The organism is Serratia sp. 2C06, assembly GCF_050037615.1.
GTDB lineage: Bacteria > Pseudomonadota > Gammaproteobacteria > Enterobacterales > Enterobacteriaceae > Serratia > Serratia ureilytica.
This window is the reverse complement of the sequence record NZ_CP188299.1, coordinates 488,083-503,429: the sequence shown is the minus strand read 5'-3', so window position 1 is coordinate 503,429 and position 15,347 is coordinate 488,083. Positions and strand designations below refer to the sequence as shown.

Sequence of the window (15,347 nt, the reverse complement as noted above, 5' to 3'; positions counted from 1 at the left end):
GCCCGGGCTAACAGGAGCAATGCGGTATGTATGACTTAGTAATCAGAGGCGCCAGACTGGCGGACGATACGCTGATCGATCTGGCGGTGAAAGACGGCAAAATAGCCTCGGTGGGGCGGTTGGCGGCGGACGTCAACGCCGTTCGCCAACTGGATCTGGCGGGCAACTGCCGCCTGAGTGCCGGTTGGATCGATGCGCACGTGCACTGCTATCCCGAATCGCCGATTTACCATGACGAGCCGGATCGGGTCGGCGTCGCTAGCGGCGTCACCAGCGTGGTCGATGCCGGCAGCACCGGCGCCGACGATATCGACGCTTTTTATCAACTGACGCGCAGCGCCAAAACCAACGTTTTCGCCTTCCTCAACATCTCGCGCATCGGCCTGTTGCGGCAGAACGAGCTGGCGGAGTTGACGGACATCGACAAGCGCGAGGCCGGCCAGGCCATCGCCAACCACCCCGGCTTTATCATCGGCATCAAGGCGCGCATGAGCAGCAGCGTGGTGGGCAAGAACGGCACCCGGCCGCTGGTGTTGGCCAAAGAGATCCAGCAGGAAAACCGCCAGCTGCCGCTGATGGTGCATATCGGTAATAACCCGCCGGATCTGGACGAGATTGCCGATTTGTTGACCCGTGGCGACATCATCACCCACTGCTACAACGGCAAACCGAACCGCATTCTGACGCCGGCGGGCACGCTGCGCGAGTCTATCCAGCGCGCGCTGCGGCGCGGCGTATTGCTCGACGTAGGGCACGGCACCGCCAGCTTCAGCTTCGAGGTGGCGCGCCAGGCGATCAAACTGGGCATTTTGCCGCACACCATCAGCTCCGATATTTACTGCCGCAACCGCATGAACGGGCCGGTGCACAGCCTGGCGAGGGTGATGTCCAAATTCTTCAGCGTCGGCCTGACGCTGCCGCAGGTGATCGCCTGCGTGACGGAGAACGCCGCGTCGGCGCTGCAGCTGAGCGGCAAAGGGCAGCTGGAGCCGGGCTATGACGCCGATTTCACGCTGTTTGAGCTGCGCCGCGAACCACAGGTCTTCGCCGACGCCGAAGGGCAAACCGCCGAGGGCGAACGGCTGCTGGTGCCGCTGGCCGCGGTGGTGGCCGGGGAAATCCTATTAACCGAACAAGGGGAGGCAAGCCATGTCTTCGATTTATGAAAAATACGGTTTGAAGCAGGTGATCAACACCTCCGGCCGTATGACCATTCTCGGCGTTTCCACGCCGCGCCAGGACGTGATCGACGCCGTTGATTACGGCCTGAACCACTATTTCGAAATCAAGGATCTGGTCAACAAGACCGGCGCCTACATCGCCGATCTGCTCAACGTGGAGGATGCGGTGATCGTTTCCTGCGCCTCGGCGGGCATCGCCCAGTCGGTGGCGGCGGTGATCGTCAAAGATAACGCCAATCTGCTGGTGAACCTGCATTCGGCGCCGATCGCCGTGCCGCGCGAGATCGTGCTGCCGCGCGGTCACAACGTCAACTTCGGCGCGCCGGTGGACACCATGGTGGCGCTGGGCGGCGGCAAGGTGGTGGAGGCGGGGTACGCCAACGAATGTTCGCCGGAGCAGATTGAAGCCTGCATCACGCCGCAGACTGCGGCGATCCTGTACGTCAAATCGCATCACTGCGTGCAGAAAAGCATTCTGTCCGTCGAACAGGCGGCGGTGGTGGCGCGCAAACATAACCTGCCGCTGATCGTCGACGCCGCGGCGGAAGAAGATCTGATGTGTTACTACCAGATGGGGGCCGATCTGGTGATCTACAGCGGCGCCAAAGCCATCGAAGGGCCGACCAGCGGTCTCGTTATCGGCAAGAAACAGTACGTCGAGTGGGTGAAGTTGCAATCCGGCGGCATCGGCCGGGCGATGAAGGTCGGCAAAGAGGGCATCCTCGGCCTGACCCAGGCGATTGAAAGCTATCTGACGCTTGAGAAAACCACCGGGCAACAGATGGTGGAGCGGATGACGCCGTTCCTCGACAGCCTCAACACCCTGACCGGCGTCAGCGCCAGGACCGTCTGGGACAGCGCCGGCCGCGATATCGCCCGCGCCGAGATCGCCTTTGATGAGGCGGTGCTGGGGCGGTCGACCTATGACATCGTCCAGGCGTTGAAAACCGGCGATATCGCCATCTACTTCCGCGGCTACAAGGCCAACGAAGGCAAGATTGAGGTCGACGTGCGCAGCGTCGACGAGCGGCAACTGATGACCGTCTTTACCTGTATCAAAAACCTGTTTACGGAGAAACAAGCATGAAGCTGCAGCCTAACTACTATCGCGACCGCGTCTGCCTGAACGTGCTGGCCGGCTCCAAAGCCAACGCGCAGGACATCTACGCCGCGGCGGAAGGCCATGTGCTGGTGGGCGTGCTCTCCAAGAACTACCCGGACGTCGACAGCGCGCTGACCGACATGCTGCGCTATGCGCGCCTGATTGAAAACGCGCTCTCGGTCGGCCTGGGCGCCGGCGATCCGAAGCAGTCGGCGATGGTCAGCCTGATCGCTCAGCAGGTGCAGCCGCAGCACGTTAACCAGGTGTTCACCGGCGTCGGCGCCAGCCGCGCGCTGCTGGGCCAGAACGACAGCGTGGTCAACGGCCTGGTGTCGCCGACCGGCCGCGTCGGTTGGGTGAAGATCTCTACCGGCCCATTAAGCGCCGCGGCGCCTGACGGCATCGTGCCGGTGGAAACTGCCATCGCCCTGCTGAAAGACATGGGCGGCAGCTCCATCAAGTATTTCCCGATGGGCGGCCTGAAGTGCAAGGACGAGTACCAGTACGTAGCCAAGGCTTGCGCCGAGCATGACTTCATGCTGGAGCCGACCGGCGGTATCGATCTGGAGAACTTTGAGCCGATCGTCGAGATCGCGCTGGCGGCCGGCGTGAAACGCGTGATCCCGCATATCTACAGCTCGATCATCGACGCCGCCAGCGGCGATACGCGTCCGCAGGACGTGAAAGCCCTGCTGGCGATGACCAAAAAGCTGGTGGGCTGAACGCACAATGGGATGAGGTAAACGCTGGGAGGCGAAGGTTTTCCCGTGGCGCGGCATGCCGCGCCGTTACCTATATTGAGGACTACTATGCGAAACTGGCAGGCTCCAACCCGACGCACCGCGTTGTTTATAGCGCTGCTGGCCGTGACCGGCCCGGCGCTGCATGCTGAGGATGCAATGAACTCCACGTCATCTCATTTTGCCTATATCGGCACCTACAATCCCAACGGCGAAGGCGTTTACCGAGTGCGGGTCGATCCGGCCAGCGGCGCGTTGAGCCAGGTTACGCTGGTCAGCAACGTGCCGAATCCGGCGCAGCTGACGCTGGGCGCTGATGGCAAGACGCTGTATGTCGCCAGCGAAGTGGCCGATTTCAACGGCGGCAAGCACGGCGGCATCACCGCCTACCGGATCAATCCGGCCGATGGCGCACTGACTCAGCTCAACCAGGTGGATTCGCAGGGGGCGGGGCCGGTGTATCTCACCTCGACGCCGGACGGGCGGCATCTGCTGGTGGCGAACTACGTCAGCGGCAGCGTGGCGGTCTTCCCGATTGAAGCGGACGGCAGTCTGGGCGCCGCCAGCTCGGTGCAGCAGCAACAGGGCCCGGCGGGCGCGGCCAAACCGGCGGCGGCGGTGAACGGCAGCTTCGCCGTCAGCGATCACAACGGCCCGCATGCCCATATGATCGCCAGCGATCCGAGCGGCAAGTTCGTGTTTTCCACCGATCTGGGGTTGGATCGCATCTACCAATGGCGTTTTGACGCCGCGAGCGGCCGGCTGACGCCGAACGATCCGCCGTGGATCGCCGCCTCTTCCGCCGGCGCGGGGCCGCGTCACTTTGTGTTCCATCCGGACGGCGAAACCGTGCTGCTGGTGAACGAAGAGGCCTCGACGTTGACCAGCTACCGTTTTGATCGCCAAAAAGGTACTCTGAAACAACTGCATGCGGTTTCCGCGCTGCCCGCCGACTATCAGGGCACCAGCTTCGCTTCGGGGTTGGCGCTCAGCAAGAACGGCGACACGCTGTACGTCGCCAACCGGCTGCATAACAGCATTGCCCAGTTCAGCGTGGGCGCTGGCGGTGAGTTGAAACCGGTAGCGGATACCTGGACGCGCGGCGATTATCCGCGTTCGCTGGCGCTGAGCCCGGATGGCCGCTATCTGTATGCGTTGAACCAGCGCAGCGATAACGTCACCCGCTTCAGCGTCAACCCGACGGACGGCAAACTCAGCTTTGTGGGCGGCTATCTGCCGATCGGCAGCCCCTCGCAAATGGCGTTCCTGCCGCCGCCGAAGTAACCCGTGGCCCGCCCGGTTCACCGGGCGGGCCGCCTGATTGACGGACACAGAATGGTGCGATTTCCTTACCCGCGTTTGGCTTACTTGTTCGATGCTTTGCAAACCGAGACTTTGCCGCAGGATGAGCTGGCGAAGCGTTTCGCCGTGTCTACCCGCACGGTGCGGGCGGATATCACCGCGCTGAACGAGATCCTGGACAAATACGGCGCGCGCTTCGTGCATAGCCGCGGGGCCGGCTATCGTTTGCAGGTCGATAACGCCGCGCTGTTCAGCGCCCTGCAGCATCAGGAGCGCCGCAAACACGCCACCCCGCGCAGCGCGCAGGAGCGGGTGCATTATCTGCTGGTGCGTTTTTTGACCTCAGCCTTCTCCCTCAAACTGGAAGATCTGGCTGACGAGTGGTTTGTCAGCCGCGGCACGCTGCAAAACGACATGGCTGAGGTGAGAGAGCGTCTGGCGCACTATCAATTGACGATCGAAACCAAGCCGCGTTACGGCATGAAGCTGTTCGGCGCGGAGATGGCGATCCGCGCCTGCCTGACCGACCTGCTGTTCCAGCTGCAGCTGGCCGACGCCGAGAACCCGCTGCTCAACAACGAGATCCTGCTGCAGCCGCAGGTGGCGGCGTTCGCCGGCTTGCTGCACCCGCTGCTGTCGCAATACGCCATTCGCCTGACCGACGAGGGCGAGCAGTACCTGATTTTCTACTGCGCGGTGGCGCTGCGGCGCATCAACGATGGCTATCCGCTGTCGGACTTCGAGGTGGAGGACGGCGACGAGGCGGTGCGCCAGGTGTCGACCCGCCTGGCGGCGGAGCTGCGTGCGGCCTCCGGCAAAGAGATCTCGATGGCCGAAGAGGCCTATCTGCGGGTCAATATCGCCGCGCGCCGCGTGCAAGACGTGCAGCCGACCGAAATCAACGCCGACGATGAAGAAGCGCTGGTGGACTACATCCTGTCCTACATCAACGCACACTATAACTACAACCTGCAGGGCGACGAGCAGCTGCGGGCCGATCTGCTTACCCATATCAAGACCATGATTACGCGGGTGAAATACCAGATCAACATCCCCAATCCGCTGTTGGCCAACATCAAGCAGCACTATCCGATGGCTTACGACGTGACGCTGGCGGCGGTCTCCAGCTGGGGCAAGTACACGCCTTATACGCTGAGCGAGAACGAAATCGGTTATCTGGTGCTGCACATCGGCGTGGGGCTGGAGCGACATTACAACATCGGTTATGAACGCCACCCGCAGGTGATGCTGGTGTGCGACACCGGCAACTCGACGGTGCGGATGATCCAGGCGCAGATTGCGCGCAAGTATCCGCAGCTGGTGATGACGCGCATCGTCTCGCTGCGCGATTATGAGATGCTCGCGCACATCGACGAAGACTTCGTGATTTCCAACGCCCGCATCGGCGAAAAGAACAAGCCGGTAGTGGTGATGTCGCCGTTCCCGACCGATTATCAGCTGGAGCAACTGGGCAAACTGGTGCTGGTGGATCGCACCCGACCGTACATGCTGGAGAAGTTCTTCGACGCCGAGCATTTCATGGTGCTCAACGAGCCGCTGACGCAGGCGGAACTGTTCAGCCGGGTGTGCGGCCAGCTGGAGCGGGAAGGGTACGTCGGCGCGGACTTTTATCCGTCGGTGGTCGAACGCGAGGCGATCGTCTCCACGCTGCTGGGCGAAGGCATCGCGCTGCCGCACTCGCTGGGGCTGCTGGCGAAAAAGACCGTGGTGGTGACGCTGCTGGCGCCGCAGGGCGTCGCCTGGGGCGAGGGCGAGGTCGCGCACGTGATTTTCCTGCTGGCGATCAGCAAGAGCGACTATGAAGAGGCGATGGCGATCTATGAGCTGTTCGTCACCTTCGTGCGTGAACGCTCAATGAGCCGCCTGCTGGGCAGCGACAGCTTCGACAGTTTTAAGGCGGTGGCGCTGGACTGCCTGAGCCGGAGTTGAGGGGGATTAATCCGCTTCCGGCAGGAACAGGGCTGGGGGCAGATTGAAGCGTTTGGCCAGCGCCATAATGTGCGGAATGGTCAGCGATCTTTTGCCGTTCAGGATTTGGTTGACCAACGACTTTTTGCCGATCTCATGTTCAAAATCACTTTGGCTGAGTTGGTGCTGTTCCATCAATACGCGAAGCGCGGCCACCCCCTGCGGGAGTTGGGCGATACGCTGGTTGAATGCGGTAAATTCGGCGCTGTTGTCTTCATATTCGGCGATTTTTTTTGCCAACATGTCAATCAGCGGATGGCGTTCATCGTTTTCCAGCAGATATTCCACCAATTCGAGCGCTTCTCGGTAGTCTTGCTGAGCGTGGCTGCCCTGCAATAAGGGTACGGCGCGCAGTAGCGCATCGGCCGCCTTAATGGCATCTGTAATCATGACGAACTCCTTCGATAGTGCTGCATCAGCTTGTCGTATTCGGCGTGGCTAACGATATGCTTTATGAAGACTTTCTGTGTCTCGAAGCTGGCAAAGAACAAGATCCGCAGGTGGTTGCCGCCGACGTCAATGACCCACCATTTCTCTTTGTACTTCATACGATCGAGCGAAGGAAAAAGCGCTTTTAACTCGTCCGGCGTGCGGAACTCGCCCCGTCGCAACGCTTTATAAATGGCCTCGAGAGCAGTGGCTTCATTGGGATATTGCTTCGTTGCGTTATTGAACGGTTCCCTGGAAATGATATGCATCGTTCCTTCGATTCCTACCCGGTGAACATTATAGCGACTGCCGGTGAAGTTCACAAATTGTAAACTTTCTGTTGTCCCGCAAGCAAAGCGTGGGGAAACATCCGCCTGTTGTCTGTTTTTGCGTTACACACTATTGCGATTACCGTGGTGGGGGTAAATCCATGACGTGAATTTACAGGCGGTTACGGCTGATTCTGGAAGCGGATTCGCAAAATGAGAAACGGGAGGGCTACACTATGGGAGGGGCGGAGGCAACACATGCGCCGAGGCGACGCATGGGAAGAGTCTCAGCGACTAATCTTCATCAAACCCGGAGTTGAACAGCTCGACCACCGCCGCCAGCGCGTTGACTTCATCGGGGCCGGTCGCTTCGACTTCGATGTGCCGACCCTGGGCGGAGTCCAGCATCAGCAGCGCGATGACGCTGCTGGCTTCGGCTTCGGTGCCGCTTTCGTTGCGCAGCATCACTTCGGCGTCGAAGCTTTGCACCAGTTCGAACAGTTTCATCGCCGGGCGCGCGTGCATGCCCAGCTTGTTTTTGATTTCAACCGTCTGTTTGACCGTCATTGCTTGCGCTTTTCCAGCGTGCGGTGGCGCGATTGCACGTTCTTGCCGCGCGAGCGGAAGTAATCGGCCAGCTGTTCCGCCACGTACACCGAACGGTGTTTGCCGCCGGTACAGCCGATGGCGACCGTCAGGTAGCTGCGATTGTTGGTTTCCAGCATCGGCAGCCACTGTTCCAGATAGCTGCGGGTCTGGTAAATGAAGTTATGCACTTCGGTATGGCGATCGAGGAACGACGCTACCGGCTTGTCCAGACCGGTCATCGGCCGCAGCTTCGGATCCCAGTGCGGGTTAGGCAGGAAGCGCACGTCGAACACGTAGTCGGCGTCGATAGGAATACCGTGCTTGAAGCCGAAGGATTCGAACACCATCGTCAGTTCGCGCTCGCGCTTGCCGAGCAGGCGGGTGCGCAGCATTTCGGCCAGTTCGTGCACCGACATTTCCGAGGTGTCGATAATCAGGTCAGCCCGCGAGCGCAGCGGTTCGAGCAGATCGCTCTCTTCGTCGATCGCGCTTTCCAGCGACAGGTTTTTGCTGGAGAGCGGGTGCAGGCGGCGGGTGTCGCTGTAACGGCGGATCAGCGTGTTGCGATCGGCGTCGAGGAACAGCAGCTGCGGCGAGAAGCTGTCCGGCAGCTGAGTCATCGCGTATTCGAACACTTCCGGCGATTCCGGCATGTTGCGCACGTCGATGCTGACCGCCGCGGAGATATTGCGTTCCGCCAGCGTATTGGCGAGCTGCGGCAGCAGAACCACCGGCAGGTTGTCAACGCAGTAAAAACCCATGTCTTCCAGCGCCCGCAAGGCGACGGATTTTCCGGAACCGGAACGGCCGCTGACAATCATCAGCACCATGTTGCAACTCCCCTGGCATCGCGGCGGCGTTCATCGCCACCGTTAAACTTTGTTATTCCGGCCGTAGCCGGATCCATCATCGTAAAACAGTATCGTTATCCGGGCTGGAAGTCACGCCGGCCGGGCATCACTCGGTGATGATTTGGTAAAGTTCTTCGTCGCTCTGCGCGGCGCGCAGGCGGCGGCATACGGTTTTGTCTGCCAGGCGTTTGGCGACCAGCGACAGCGTATGCAAATGGGTTTTGCACTGATCGGCAGGCACCAGCAGCGCAAACAGCAGATCGACCGGCTGATTGTCGATAGCGTCGAAAGCGATGGGTTGGTCGAGACGGATAAACACGCCAACGGCCCGCAGTGTGTCCTCTTCCAGTTTGCCGTGGGGAATGGCGATACCGTTGCCGATACCGGTGCTGCCCATGCGCTCCCGGGTGAGAACCGCGTCAAACACCACCTGCGAAGGCAGATTGAGCTGTTTGGCGGCCAGTTCGCTGATAATTTCCAAAGCCCGCTTCTTGCTGGTGCAGTGTACCGAGCTTTTGGTGCACTCGATGTTTAACACCGAGCTTAATTGCATATATTCGTTGTTCATCTCATCTTCACTTAAAACCGCGCCGCCGGGCGAACCCGGCAAGGCGGTTTTTCGTCGGTTTTGACCCTGATTACCGTTCGGCGCGTCACCCATGCGGGTCACGCGCCGAAGGGAGAGGCGGCGACGGATGCCGCCTCACGGAATGGGTCAGGGTGTCAGTGTTGCTTCAATTTGTCTTTATGTTTGTTCAATTGACGTGCCAATTTGTCGATCAGCGTATCAATTGCGGCATACATATTCTCGTCTTCCGAGGTGGCGTGCAACTCGCCTCCATTCACGTGCACCGTTGCTTCCGCAATTTGCTGCACTTTTTCCACACTTAATACAACATACACCTGATTGATGCGATCAAAATACTGTTCGAGTTTGGCGAACTTGTTGTTCACGAACTCGCGCAACGGATCGGTGATTTCGATGTGGTGTCCGGTAATGTTGAGCTGCATAGTGTCTTCCTTCTCAATAGAGGTCAAACCAACTGTTTACGCTGGTTCGACGGCGGGATGGACAAAGACTCTCGGTACTTGGCGACGGTGCGCCGGGCCACGATGATCCCCTGATCGGAGAGCAGGGTGGCCAGCTTGCTGTCGCTGAGTGGTTTGGCGGGGTTTTCCGCCGCAATCAATTTCTTCACCAACGCGCGGATCGCCGTCGAGGAGGCTTCGCCGCCGCTGTCGGTATTCACGTGGCTGGAGAAGAAATATTTCAATTCGAAAATGCCGCGCGGGCTGTGCAGAAACTTCTGCGTGGTGACGCGCGAGATCGTCGATTCATGCATCTCCACGGCCTGGGCGATATCCGCCAGCACCATGGGTTTCATAAACTCTTCACCTTGCTCGAAGAACGCCTGCTGCTGGCTGACGATGCAGCGAGTGACCTTCAACAGCGTCTCGTTACGGCTCTCCAGGCTTTTAATCAGCCACTTGGCTTCCTGCAGGTTGCTGCGGATGAACTGGCCGTCGGCTTCGCTGCGGGCGCTGTTGCCCAGCGCGGCGTACTGCTGATTGATCTTCAAACGCGGCACGCTGTCGCCGTTGAGCTCGACCGTCCACTTATTCTGCGTCTTGCGCACCAGCACGTCCGGGATCACGTATTCCGATTCGCCGGTATTGATCGACTGCCCCGGGCGCGGATCGAGCGACTGAATCAGCAGCATCGCTTCTTTCAGTGTATCTTCTTTTAGCCGGGTTGATCGCATCAGGCTGCGAAAGTCGTGGTTGGCCAACAGATCCAGATGGTCGCTGATGATCAGCCGCGCTTCGGCCAGATAAGGGGTGTCTTTGGCGTATTGGGAGAGCTGCACCAGCAGGCAATCGCGCAGATCGCGCGCGGCGACGCCGATCGGATCGAAACGCTGCACGCGCTTCAGCACCGCCTCGACTTCATCGAGGGTCACGTTCTCGTCGCCCAGGCTTTCCAGAATGTCTTCCAGCGGGACGGTGAGATAGCCGGTGTCATCCACCGCGTCGACGATGGAAGTGGCGATGGCGGCGTCGGTATCGGAAAACGGCGTCAGATCCACCTGCCACATCAGATAATCCTGCAGCGTTTGGGTGGTCTCGCCCTGATAGACCGGCAGCTCGTCGTCGCTGTAGTCGGTGCCGGTGCCGGACGGCGTGCCCGCGGTATAGATTTCATCCCAGGTGGCGTCCAGCGGCAGCTCTTCCGGCATGTCTTTCTGCTCCAAGGCCTCGCGGGTATCGAGCCCCTCGGTCTCCTGGGTTTCTTTGGCGTCGATTTCGTCGTGCAGATCGGTCTGTTCAAGCAGCGGATTGCTCTCCAGCGCCAGCTGGATCTCTTGCTGAAGCTCAAGCGTGGACAACTGCAGCAGGCGGATCGCCTGCTGGAGCTGAGGTGTCATGGCCAGCTGTTGGCTGAGCCTGAGTTGCAAACCTTGCTTCATAGTTTTCTGTCTACTTCCGTTAACGGTGTCGTCCCGCAGGACGCGCCGGCGCTTAGAGGCGGAACTCTTCGCCCAGATAAACGCGTTTAACCTGCTCGTCGGCCAGAATAGCATCCGGCGTGCCGTGGGCAATCAGTTTGCCCTGGCTGACGATGTAGGCGCGTTCACACACGTCCAGCGTCTCGCGCACGTTGTGGTCGGTGATCAGCACGCCCAGGCCGCTGTCACGCAGGTGCTCGATGATTTTTTTGATGTCGATAACGGAAATCGGATCCACCCCGGCGAAGGGTTCGTCCAGCAGAATGAATTTCGGGTTGGCCGCCAGCGCGCGGGCGATTTCGACGCGGCGGCGTTCACCGCCGGACAGCGCCTGGCCGAGGCTGTCGCGCAGATGGGAGATATGGAACTCTTCCATCAGCTCTTTGGCGCGGTCTTCGCGCTGTTCGCTGGTGAGATCGGGACGGATCTCCAACACCGCCATCAGGTTGTCGTACACGCTCAGGCGGCGGAAGATCGACGCTTCCTGCGGCAGGTAACCGATGCCGCGGCGCGCACGGGCGTGCAGCGGCAACAGGCTGATGTCTTCCTCGTCGATCACGATGCGCCCGGCGTCGCGCGGCACGATGCCGACCACCATGTAGAAAGTGGTGGTTTTACCGGCGCCGTTCGGGCCGAGCAGGCCGACGATCTCGCCGGATTTCACTTTCAGGCTGACGTCTTCGACAACTTTACGGCCCTTGTAGGCTTTCGCCAGATTTTCTGCGATGAGTGTTGCCATAAGTGATTAGTTACTCTTTTTTTGCCCGTTTTTGTCTTGCAACTGCGACGGTACCAGAACCGTTGTCACGCGTTTGCCTTTGTCGCTAAACGCCTGCATTTGCTGCTGTTGCACCAGATAGGTGATGCGATCGCCTTTCACGTTGCTGTCGAGCTGCTCCAGATAGGCGTTGCCCGTCAGGGTCACCAGCTGGGTCGCCACGTCGTAACGCACTTTCTGCGCGTGGCCTTTGACCGGCTTGCCGCTGTCCTGCATCTGGTAGAAGGTTACCGGGTTGCCGAACGCTTCAATATAGGTCTTATTCTGATCTCCGCCCGGACGGGTGACCACCACCTTGTCAGCGCGGATATCGATGGTGCCCTGTTTGATCACCACGTTGTCAGTAAAGGTGCTGACGTTGCTTTGCATATCCAACGACTGCTTGAGCGAGTCGATGCTGACCGGCTGGCTGGAGTCGGATTTCAGCGCCAGAGCAGGGGCGCTGGCGGCCAAAACTAAGCTGCCGATCAACAGATTACGGAGTTGGTTTTTGGTTCTGGATTTCATAGTTGGTCTTAACCTTATCAATCAGCTCAGCGGTTTTGGTCCGCAGGTTCCCACGCATTTTCATGCCGTTAGAGGTAAAATTGGTCCCGTAAAGCGTGACTTCGTCATCGGAGGTGACGTCCTGGGTGACCAGGTTTACCTGAGCGTTGTCCGTCTTAATTTTTTCCAGCTGCGAGGTGGTGGTCAGGCTGTTTACCTCGACGTGGCCATACAGATACAGCATCCGGTCTTTCGTCAGTTTGGCGCGATCGGCGCGAACTGACCAGGTGGCCACCGCATTCTCGTCGAACAGCGTCATCACCGGCTGGGTGAACCAGCTCAGCTCGCCGGCGGTGTAATACTTCGCGTCTTCCGCCACCAGCTTATAATTCAGTTTACCGGCCGGATTGTACACCACGGTGACCGTGTGCTGGCTCTGGTAGGTCGGATCCTGATCGTTAGCCGGGCCAGGAGCCGTATCGTCGCTGAAGTCCGTCATGTTCCAGCCGATCAGCGCCAGAACGATCACCGTCAACAGGATGGTGATCCAAAGTTTGGTTTTACTCATATCGACAGCCCTTTGGCGTCCTCCAGCTTATTTTGAGCCAAAAGAATGATGTCGCACAGTTCGCGCACCGCGCCGCGGCCGCCGGCAATGCGGGTGACGTAGTGGGCTCGCGGCGTCAGCAGCGGATGAGCGTCTGCGACCGCGACCGCCAGGCCCACCTGCGCCATCACCGGCCAGTCGATCAGGTCATCGCCGATATAGGCGACCTGATCCGCCGTTAACGACAGTTTATCCAACAGTTCGCGGAAGGCCAAAAGCTTATCGGATTGCCCCTGATACAGATGGGTGATGCCGAGCGTTTGCGCGCGGTCTTCCAGCAGCCTGGCGGAGCGACCGGTAATGATCGCCACCTCGATGTCGGAGGTTTTCAGACAGCGGATGCCGTAACCGTCGCGCACGTTGAACGCCTTCAATTCTTCACCGTTGTTGCCCATGAAGATCAGGCCGTCTGACAGTACGCCGTCAACATCGCAAATCAACAGGCGGATGTTCCCGGCACGCGCCATAACCTCTTGTTCTACCGGCCCGTAGCAGGTTTCTACCATACCCATTCCGTTCTATTCCTTAATTAAACGACGCCGGCGCGCAGCATGTCATGCATATGTACCACACCCAGCAACTGGTCGCCATCGGCAACCAGCAGCGCGGTGATGTGGCGTTGCTGCATCAGATTCAGCGCATCGACCGCCAGGAGGTTGGGCCGCACCCGCACGCCGCCCGGCGTCATGACATCGGCGATCTTGGCTTCGTGCAGGTTGATGCCCATATCGAACACCCGGCGCAGGTCGCCATCGGTAAAGATGCCGGCGATTTTCATCAGATCGTCGCAGATCACCGTCAAACCCAGATTTTTGCGGGTGATTTCCAGCAGCGCGTCGCGCAATGAGGCGTCGGCGCTGACGTGGGGCATTTCGTCGCCGCTGTGCATGATATCGCTAACTCGCAGCAGCAGCTTGCGGCCGAGTGCGCCGCCCGGATGCGACAGCGCGAAATCTTCCGGCGTGAAACCGCGCGCCTTCAGCAGCGCGACGGCCAACGCATCGCCCATCACCAGCGTGGCGGTGGTGCTGGTGGTCGGCGCCAGCCCCAGAGGGCAGGCCTCCTGCGGCACCTTGATGCACAGGTGGATGTCCGCCGCCTTGCCCATCGAACTTTCCGGATTGTTGGTCATGCAGATGAGGGTGATCCGCTGCCGTTTCAACACCGGGATCAGCGCCAGGATCTCGCTGGACTCACCGGAGTTGGAGATGGCGAGCACGATATCCTGCGGAGTGACCATGCCCAAATCGCCATGGCTGGCTTCCGCCGGGTGAACGAAGAATGAGGGGGTGCCGGTGCTGGCGAAGGTCGCGGCGATCTTGCAGCCGATATGGCCGGATTTGCCCATGCCCATCACCACCACTTTGCCGCCGCAGGCGGCGATCGTTTCGCAGGCGCGGGTGAAGTCTGCGTTGATGTAGCTGTCGAGCTGAGCCAGCCCGTCACGCTCTATCTGAAGCACTTCTTTGCCGGCCTGTTGAAAATCGAAGCCCGGTTGCAACTCAATGTTCGACATACTCATTCCCGTCGGTTTAGCCGAAAGTACTGAAAGGGTTAAAGAACAGCACCGCAAGATACGCAATAAAGCCGCATAATAACAGCGCGCCGGCCAGGTGGCCGATGCGGTGTTTGCGGCCGATGCACAGCACGCTCAGCAGCACGCTGGCCGCCAGCATCACCCAGTAATCGCGCTGGAAGGCGGCGGCGTCCACGCTGCCCGGCGACAGCAGGGCGGGGACGCCCAGCACGATCACCGTGTTGAAAATATTGGAGCCGATGATATTGCCAATCGCCATATCATCTTCGCCCTTTAATGCTCCGGCGATGGACGTGGCCAGCTCTGGCAGGCTGGTGCCGATGGCGATAATGGTCAAGCCGACCACCAGTTCGCTCAGGCCGAAATAGTGCGCGATCACCGTCGCGTTATCGACCACCATTCTGGAAGAGAGCGGCAGAATGATAAACGCCAGCACCAGCCACAGCACCGCTACGGTATTGCTGCTGTCCTGCGGCAGTTCAGCGATCTGCTCCATGGTCAGGCTGTCGCTGCCCTCGCGCTGCGCCAGCCGGGCGATTTTCAGCATCAGCAGGATGAAACCGGCGGCGGCGGTCAGCAGCAGCACGCCGTCCAGCCTGCTCAGGGTGCCGTCCATCAACACGAAACCGCACAATACTGTGACCGCTAACATCAGCGGCAGTTCGCGCCGCAGTATTTCCGATCGTGCAGCCAGCGGGTGAATCAGCGCTGCGACGCCCAGGATCAATAAAATGTTGGTGATGTTGGAACCTAATACGTTGCCAACGGCCATATCTATCTGCCCGTTCAGCGCGGCGGTGGTGGACACGATCAGCTCCGGCAGTGAAGTGCCGATGCCGACGATGGTCATGCCGATGATCAACGGCGGCACGCCAAGCGAACGGGAAATCACGGCAGCACCATAAACTAAGCGGTCTGCACCATACACCAGTAGAAATAAACCAACGATTAATAATGCTATTGCGAGAAACATGCAGGGTC

At 59.7% G+C, this 15,347-nt stretch carries 18 protein-coding genes; 5 read left to right on the top strand and 13 right to left on the bottom strand.

The genetic code is table 11. The annotated features are described in order from the left end of the window. Nucleotides 1-26: 26 nt before the first annotated feature. The 5 genes from ACP3TA_RS02790 (at nucleotide 27) to ACP3TA_RS02770 (ending at nucleotide 6,275) form a co-directional block, all read left to right on the top strand. Nucleotides 27-1,166 carry an amidohydrolase/deacetylase family metallohydrolase gene (locus ACP3TA_RS02790; protein ID WP_206196497.1) on the top strand — a complete coding sequence of 380 codons (1,140 nt, stop codon included), beginning with the start codon at nucleotides 27-29 and terminating at the stop codon, nucleotides 1,164-1,166. Next, nucleotides 1,150-2,268, top strand: coding sequence for a DgaE family pyridoxal phosphate-dependent ammonia lyase (locus ACP3TA_RS02785; protein ID WP_042785440.1), 1,119 nt, complete (start codon nucleotides 1,150-1,152; stop codon nucleotides 2,266-2,268). The genes ACP3TA_RS02790 and ACP3TA_RS02785 overlap by 17 nt, the downstream gene beginning before the upstream one ends. Next, nucleotides 2,265-3,005 carry a 2-dehydro-3-deoxy-phosphogluconate aldolase gene (gene dagF, locus ACP3TA_RS02780; protein ID WP_206196498.1) on the top strand — a complete coding sequence of 247 codons (741 nt, stop codon included), beginning with the start codon at nucleotides 2,265-2,267 and terminating at the stop codon, nucleotides 3,003-3,005. Before ACP3TA_RS02785 ends, dagF begins: the two co-directional genes overlap by 4 nt. An 87-nt stretch (nucleotides 3,006-3,092) precedes the next feature. Continuing rightward, nucleotides 3,093-4,307, top strand: a complete 1,215-nt coding sequence (locus ACP3TA_RS02775; RefSeq protein ID WP_206196499.1) for a lactonase family protein — start codon at nucleotides 3,093-3,095, stop codon at nucleotides 4,305-4,307. Between the two features lie 51 nt (nucleotides 4,308-4,358). Beyond that, nucleotides 4,359-6,275, top strand: coding sequence for a BglG family transcription antiterminator (locus ACP3TA_RS02770; protein ID WP_033644486.1), 1,917 nt, complete (start codon nucleotides 4,359-4,361; stop codon nucleotides 6,273-6,275). Between the two features lie 6 nt (nucleotides 6,276-6,281). Here ACP3TA_RS02770 and ACP3TA_RS02765 read toward each other — a convergent pair whose 3' ends face one another. The 13 genes from ACP3TA_RS02765 to ACP3TA_RS02705 all read right to left on the bottom strand — a co-directional run bounded on the left by ACP3TA_RS02765 (nucleotide 6,282) and on the right by ACP3TA_RS02705 (nucleotide 15,339). Next, on the bottom strand, nucleotides 6,282-6,704 hold the full coding sequence (locus ACP3TA_RS02765; RefSeq protein WP_033644489.1) for a helix-turn-helix domain-containing protein: 423 nt from the start codon (nucleotides 6,702-6,704) through the stop codon (nucleotides 6,282-6,284). Beyond that, entirely contained in the window at nucleotides 6,701-7,012 is a 312-nt protein-coding gene (locus ACP3TA_RS02760; protein ID WP_004937033.1) for a type II toxin-antitoxin system HigB family toxin, read from the bottom strand. The genes ACP3TA_RS02765 and ACP3TA_RS02760 overlap by 4 nt, the downstream gene beginning before the upstream one ends. 294 nt (nucleotides 7,013-7,306) lie before the next feature. Next, a complete protein-coding gene (npr, locus tag ACP3TA_RS02755; protein ID WP_004937034.1) occupies nucleotides 7,307-7,579 on the bottom strand; it encodes a PTS phosphocarrier protein NPr in 273 nt (90 codons plus the stop codon). Next, nucleotides 7,576-8,430, bottom strand: coding sequence for an RNase adapter RapZ (rapZ, locus tag ACP3TA_RS02750; RefSeq protein WP_015379177.1), 855 nt, complete (start codon nucleotides 8,428-8,430; stop codon nucleotides 7,576-7,578). The genes npr and rapZ overlap by 4 nt, the downstream gene beginning before the upstream one ends. A gap of 127 nt (nucleotides 8,431-8,557) precedes the next feature. Next, on the bottom strand, nucleotides 8,558-9,019 hold the full coding sequence (gene ptsN, locus ACP3TA_RS02745; protein ID WP_016930212.1) for a PTS IIA-like nitrogen regulatory protein PtsN: 462 nt from the start codon (nucleotides 9,017-9,019) through the stop codon (nucleotides 8,558-8,560). A 155-nt stretch (nucleotides 9,020-9,174) separates the two neighbouring features. After that, complete coding sequence (hpf, locus tag ACP3TA_RS02740; RefSeq protein ID WP_004937038.1) at nucleotides 9,175-9,462, bottom strand: ribosome hibernation promoting factor; 288 nt, start codon at nucleotides 9,460-9,462, stop codon at nucleotides 9,175-9,177. A 23-nt stretch (nucleotides 9,463-9,485) separates the two neighbouring features. Continuing rightward, nucleotides 9,486-10,919 carry an RNA polymerase factor sigma-54 gene (gene rpoN / locus ACP3TA_RS02735; protein ID WP_206196076.1) on the bottom strand — a complete coding sequence of 478 codons (1,434 nt, stop codon included), beginning with the start codon at nucleotides 10,917-10,919 and terminating at the stop codon, nucleotides 9,486-9,488. Nucleotides 10,920-10,971: 52 nt separating this feature from the next. Continuing rightward, a complete protein-coding gene (gene lptB / locus ACP3TA_RS02730) occupies nucleotides 10,972-11,697 on the bottom strand; it encodes an LPS export ABC transporter ATP-binding protein (protein ID WP_004937040.1) in 726 nt (241 codons plus the stop codon). 6 nt (nucleotides 11,698-11,703) lie between these two features. Further along, nucleotides 11,704-12,243: a lipopolysaccharide ABC transporter substrate-binding protein LptA gene (gene lptA / locus ACP3TA_RS02725; protein ID WP_025160121.1), complete on the bottom strand. Its 540-nt coding sequence runs from the start codon at nucleotides 12,241-12,243 to the stop codon at nucleotides 11,704-11,706. Then, the gene (lptC, locus tag ACP3TA_RS02720; RefSeq protein WP_033644491.1) at nucleotides 12,212-12,790 is read right to left on the bottom strand and encodes an LPS export ABC transporter periplasmic protein LptC; all 579 of its coding nucleotides are present in this window, start codon (nucleotides 12,788-12,790) and stop codon (nucleotides 12,212-12,214) included. The genes lptA and lptC overlap by 32 nt, the downstream gene beginning before the upstream one ends. After that, nucleotides 12,787-13,341, bottom strand: coding sequence for a 3-deoxy-manno-octulosonate-8-phosphatase KdsC (gene kdsC / locus ACP3TA_RS02715; RefSeq protein WP_004937049.1), 555 nt, complete (start codon nucleotides 13,339-13,341; stop codon nucleotides 12,787-12,789). Before kdsC ends, lptC begins: the two co-directional genes overlap by 4 nt. Nucleotides 13,342-13,358: 17 nt before the next feature. Then, nucleotides 13,359-14,345, bottom strand: a complete 987-nt coding sequence (gene kdsD / locus ACP3TA_RS02710; RefSeq protein ID WP_033644492.1) for an arabinose-5-phosphate isomerase KdsD — start codon at nucleotides 14,343-14,345, stop codon at nucleotides 13,359-13,361. Between the two features lie 16 nt (nucleotides 14,346-14,361). Further along, on the bottom strand, nucleotides 14,362-15,339 hold the full coding sequence (locus ACP3TA_RS02705) for a calcium/sodium antiporter (protein WP_033644493.1): 978 nt from the start codon (nucleotides 15,337-15,339) through the stop codon (nucleotides 14,362-14,364). Between the last annotated feature and the right edge of the window lie 8 nt (nucleotides 15,340-15,347).

Bases quoted from the DNA above. Each gene is read 5' to 3' on its own strand.
- ACP3TA_RS02790 (WP_206196497.1), top strand. From the start codon at position 27: ATGTATGACTTAGTAATCAGAGGCGCCAGACTGGCGGACGATACGCTG.
- ACP3TA_RS02785 (WP_042785440.1), top strand. From the start codon at position 1,150: ATGTCTTCGATTTATGAAAAATACGGTTTGAAGCAGGTGATCAACACC.
- dagF (WP_206196498.1), top strand. From the start codon at position 2,265: ATGAAGCTGCAGCCTAACTACTATCGCGACCGCGTCTGCCTGAACGTG.
- ACP3TA_RS02775 (WP_206196499.1), top strand. From the start codon at position 3,093: ATGCGAAACTGGCAGGCTCCAACCCGACGCACCGCGTTGTTTATAGCG.
- ACP3TA_RS02770 (WP_033644486.1), top strand. From the start codon at position 4,359: ATGGTGCGATTTCCTTACCCGCGTTTGGCTTACTTGTTCGATGCTTTG.
- ACP3TA_RS02765 (WP_033644489.1), bottom strand. From the start codon at position 6,704: ATGATTACAGATGCCATTAAGGCGGCCGATGCGCTACTGCGCGCCGTA.
- ACP3TA_RS02760 (WP_004937033.1), bottom strand. From the start codon at position 7,012: ATGCATATCATTTCCAGGGAACCGTTCAATAACGCAACGAAGCAATAT.
- npr (WP_004937034.1), bottom strand. From the start codon at position 7,579: ATGACGGTCAAACAGACGGTTGAAATCAAAAACAAGCTGGGCATGCAC.
- rapZ (WP_015379177.1), bottom strand. From the start codon at position 8,430: ATGGTGCTGATGATTGTCAGCGGCCGTTCCGGTTCCGGAAAATCCGTC.
- ptsN (WP_016930212.1), bottom strand. From the start codon at position 9,019: ATGAACAACGAATATATGCAATTAAGCTCGGTGTTAAACATCGAGTGC.
- hpf (WP_004937038.1), bottom strand. From the start codon at position 9,462: ATGCAGCTCAACATTACCGGACACCACATCGAAATCACCGATCCGTTG.
- rpoN (WP_206196076.1), bottom strand. From the start codon at position 10,919: ATGAAGCAAGGTTTGCAACTCAGGCTCAGCCAACAGCTGGCCATGACA.
- lptB (WP_004937040.1), bottom strand. From the start codon at position 11,697: ATGGCAACACTCATCGCAGAAAATCTGGCGAAAGCCTACAAGGGCCGT.
- lptA (WP_025160121.1), bottom strand. From the start codon at position 12,243: ATGAAATCCAGAACCAAAAACCAACTCCGTAATCTGTTGATCGGCAGC.
- lptC (WP_033644491.1), bottom strand. From the start codon at position 12,790: ATGAGTAAAACCAAACTTTGGATCACCATCCTGTTGACGGTGATCGTT.
- kdsC (WP_004937049.1), bottom strand. From the start codon at position 13,341: ATGGGTATGGTAGAAACCTGCTACGGGCCGGTAGAACAAGAGGTTATG.
- kdsD (WP_033644492.1), bottom strand. From the start codon at position 14,345: ATGTCGAACATTGAGTTGCAACCGGGCTTCGATTTTCAACAGGCCGGC.
- ACP3TA_RS02705 (WP_033644493.1), bottom strand. From the start codon at position 15,339: ATGTTTCTCGCAATAGCATTATTAATCGTTGGTTTATTTCTACTGGTG.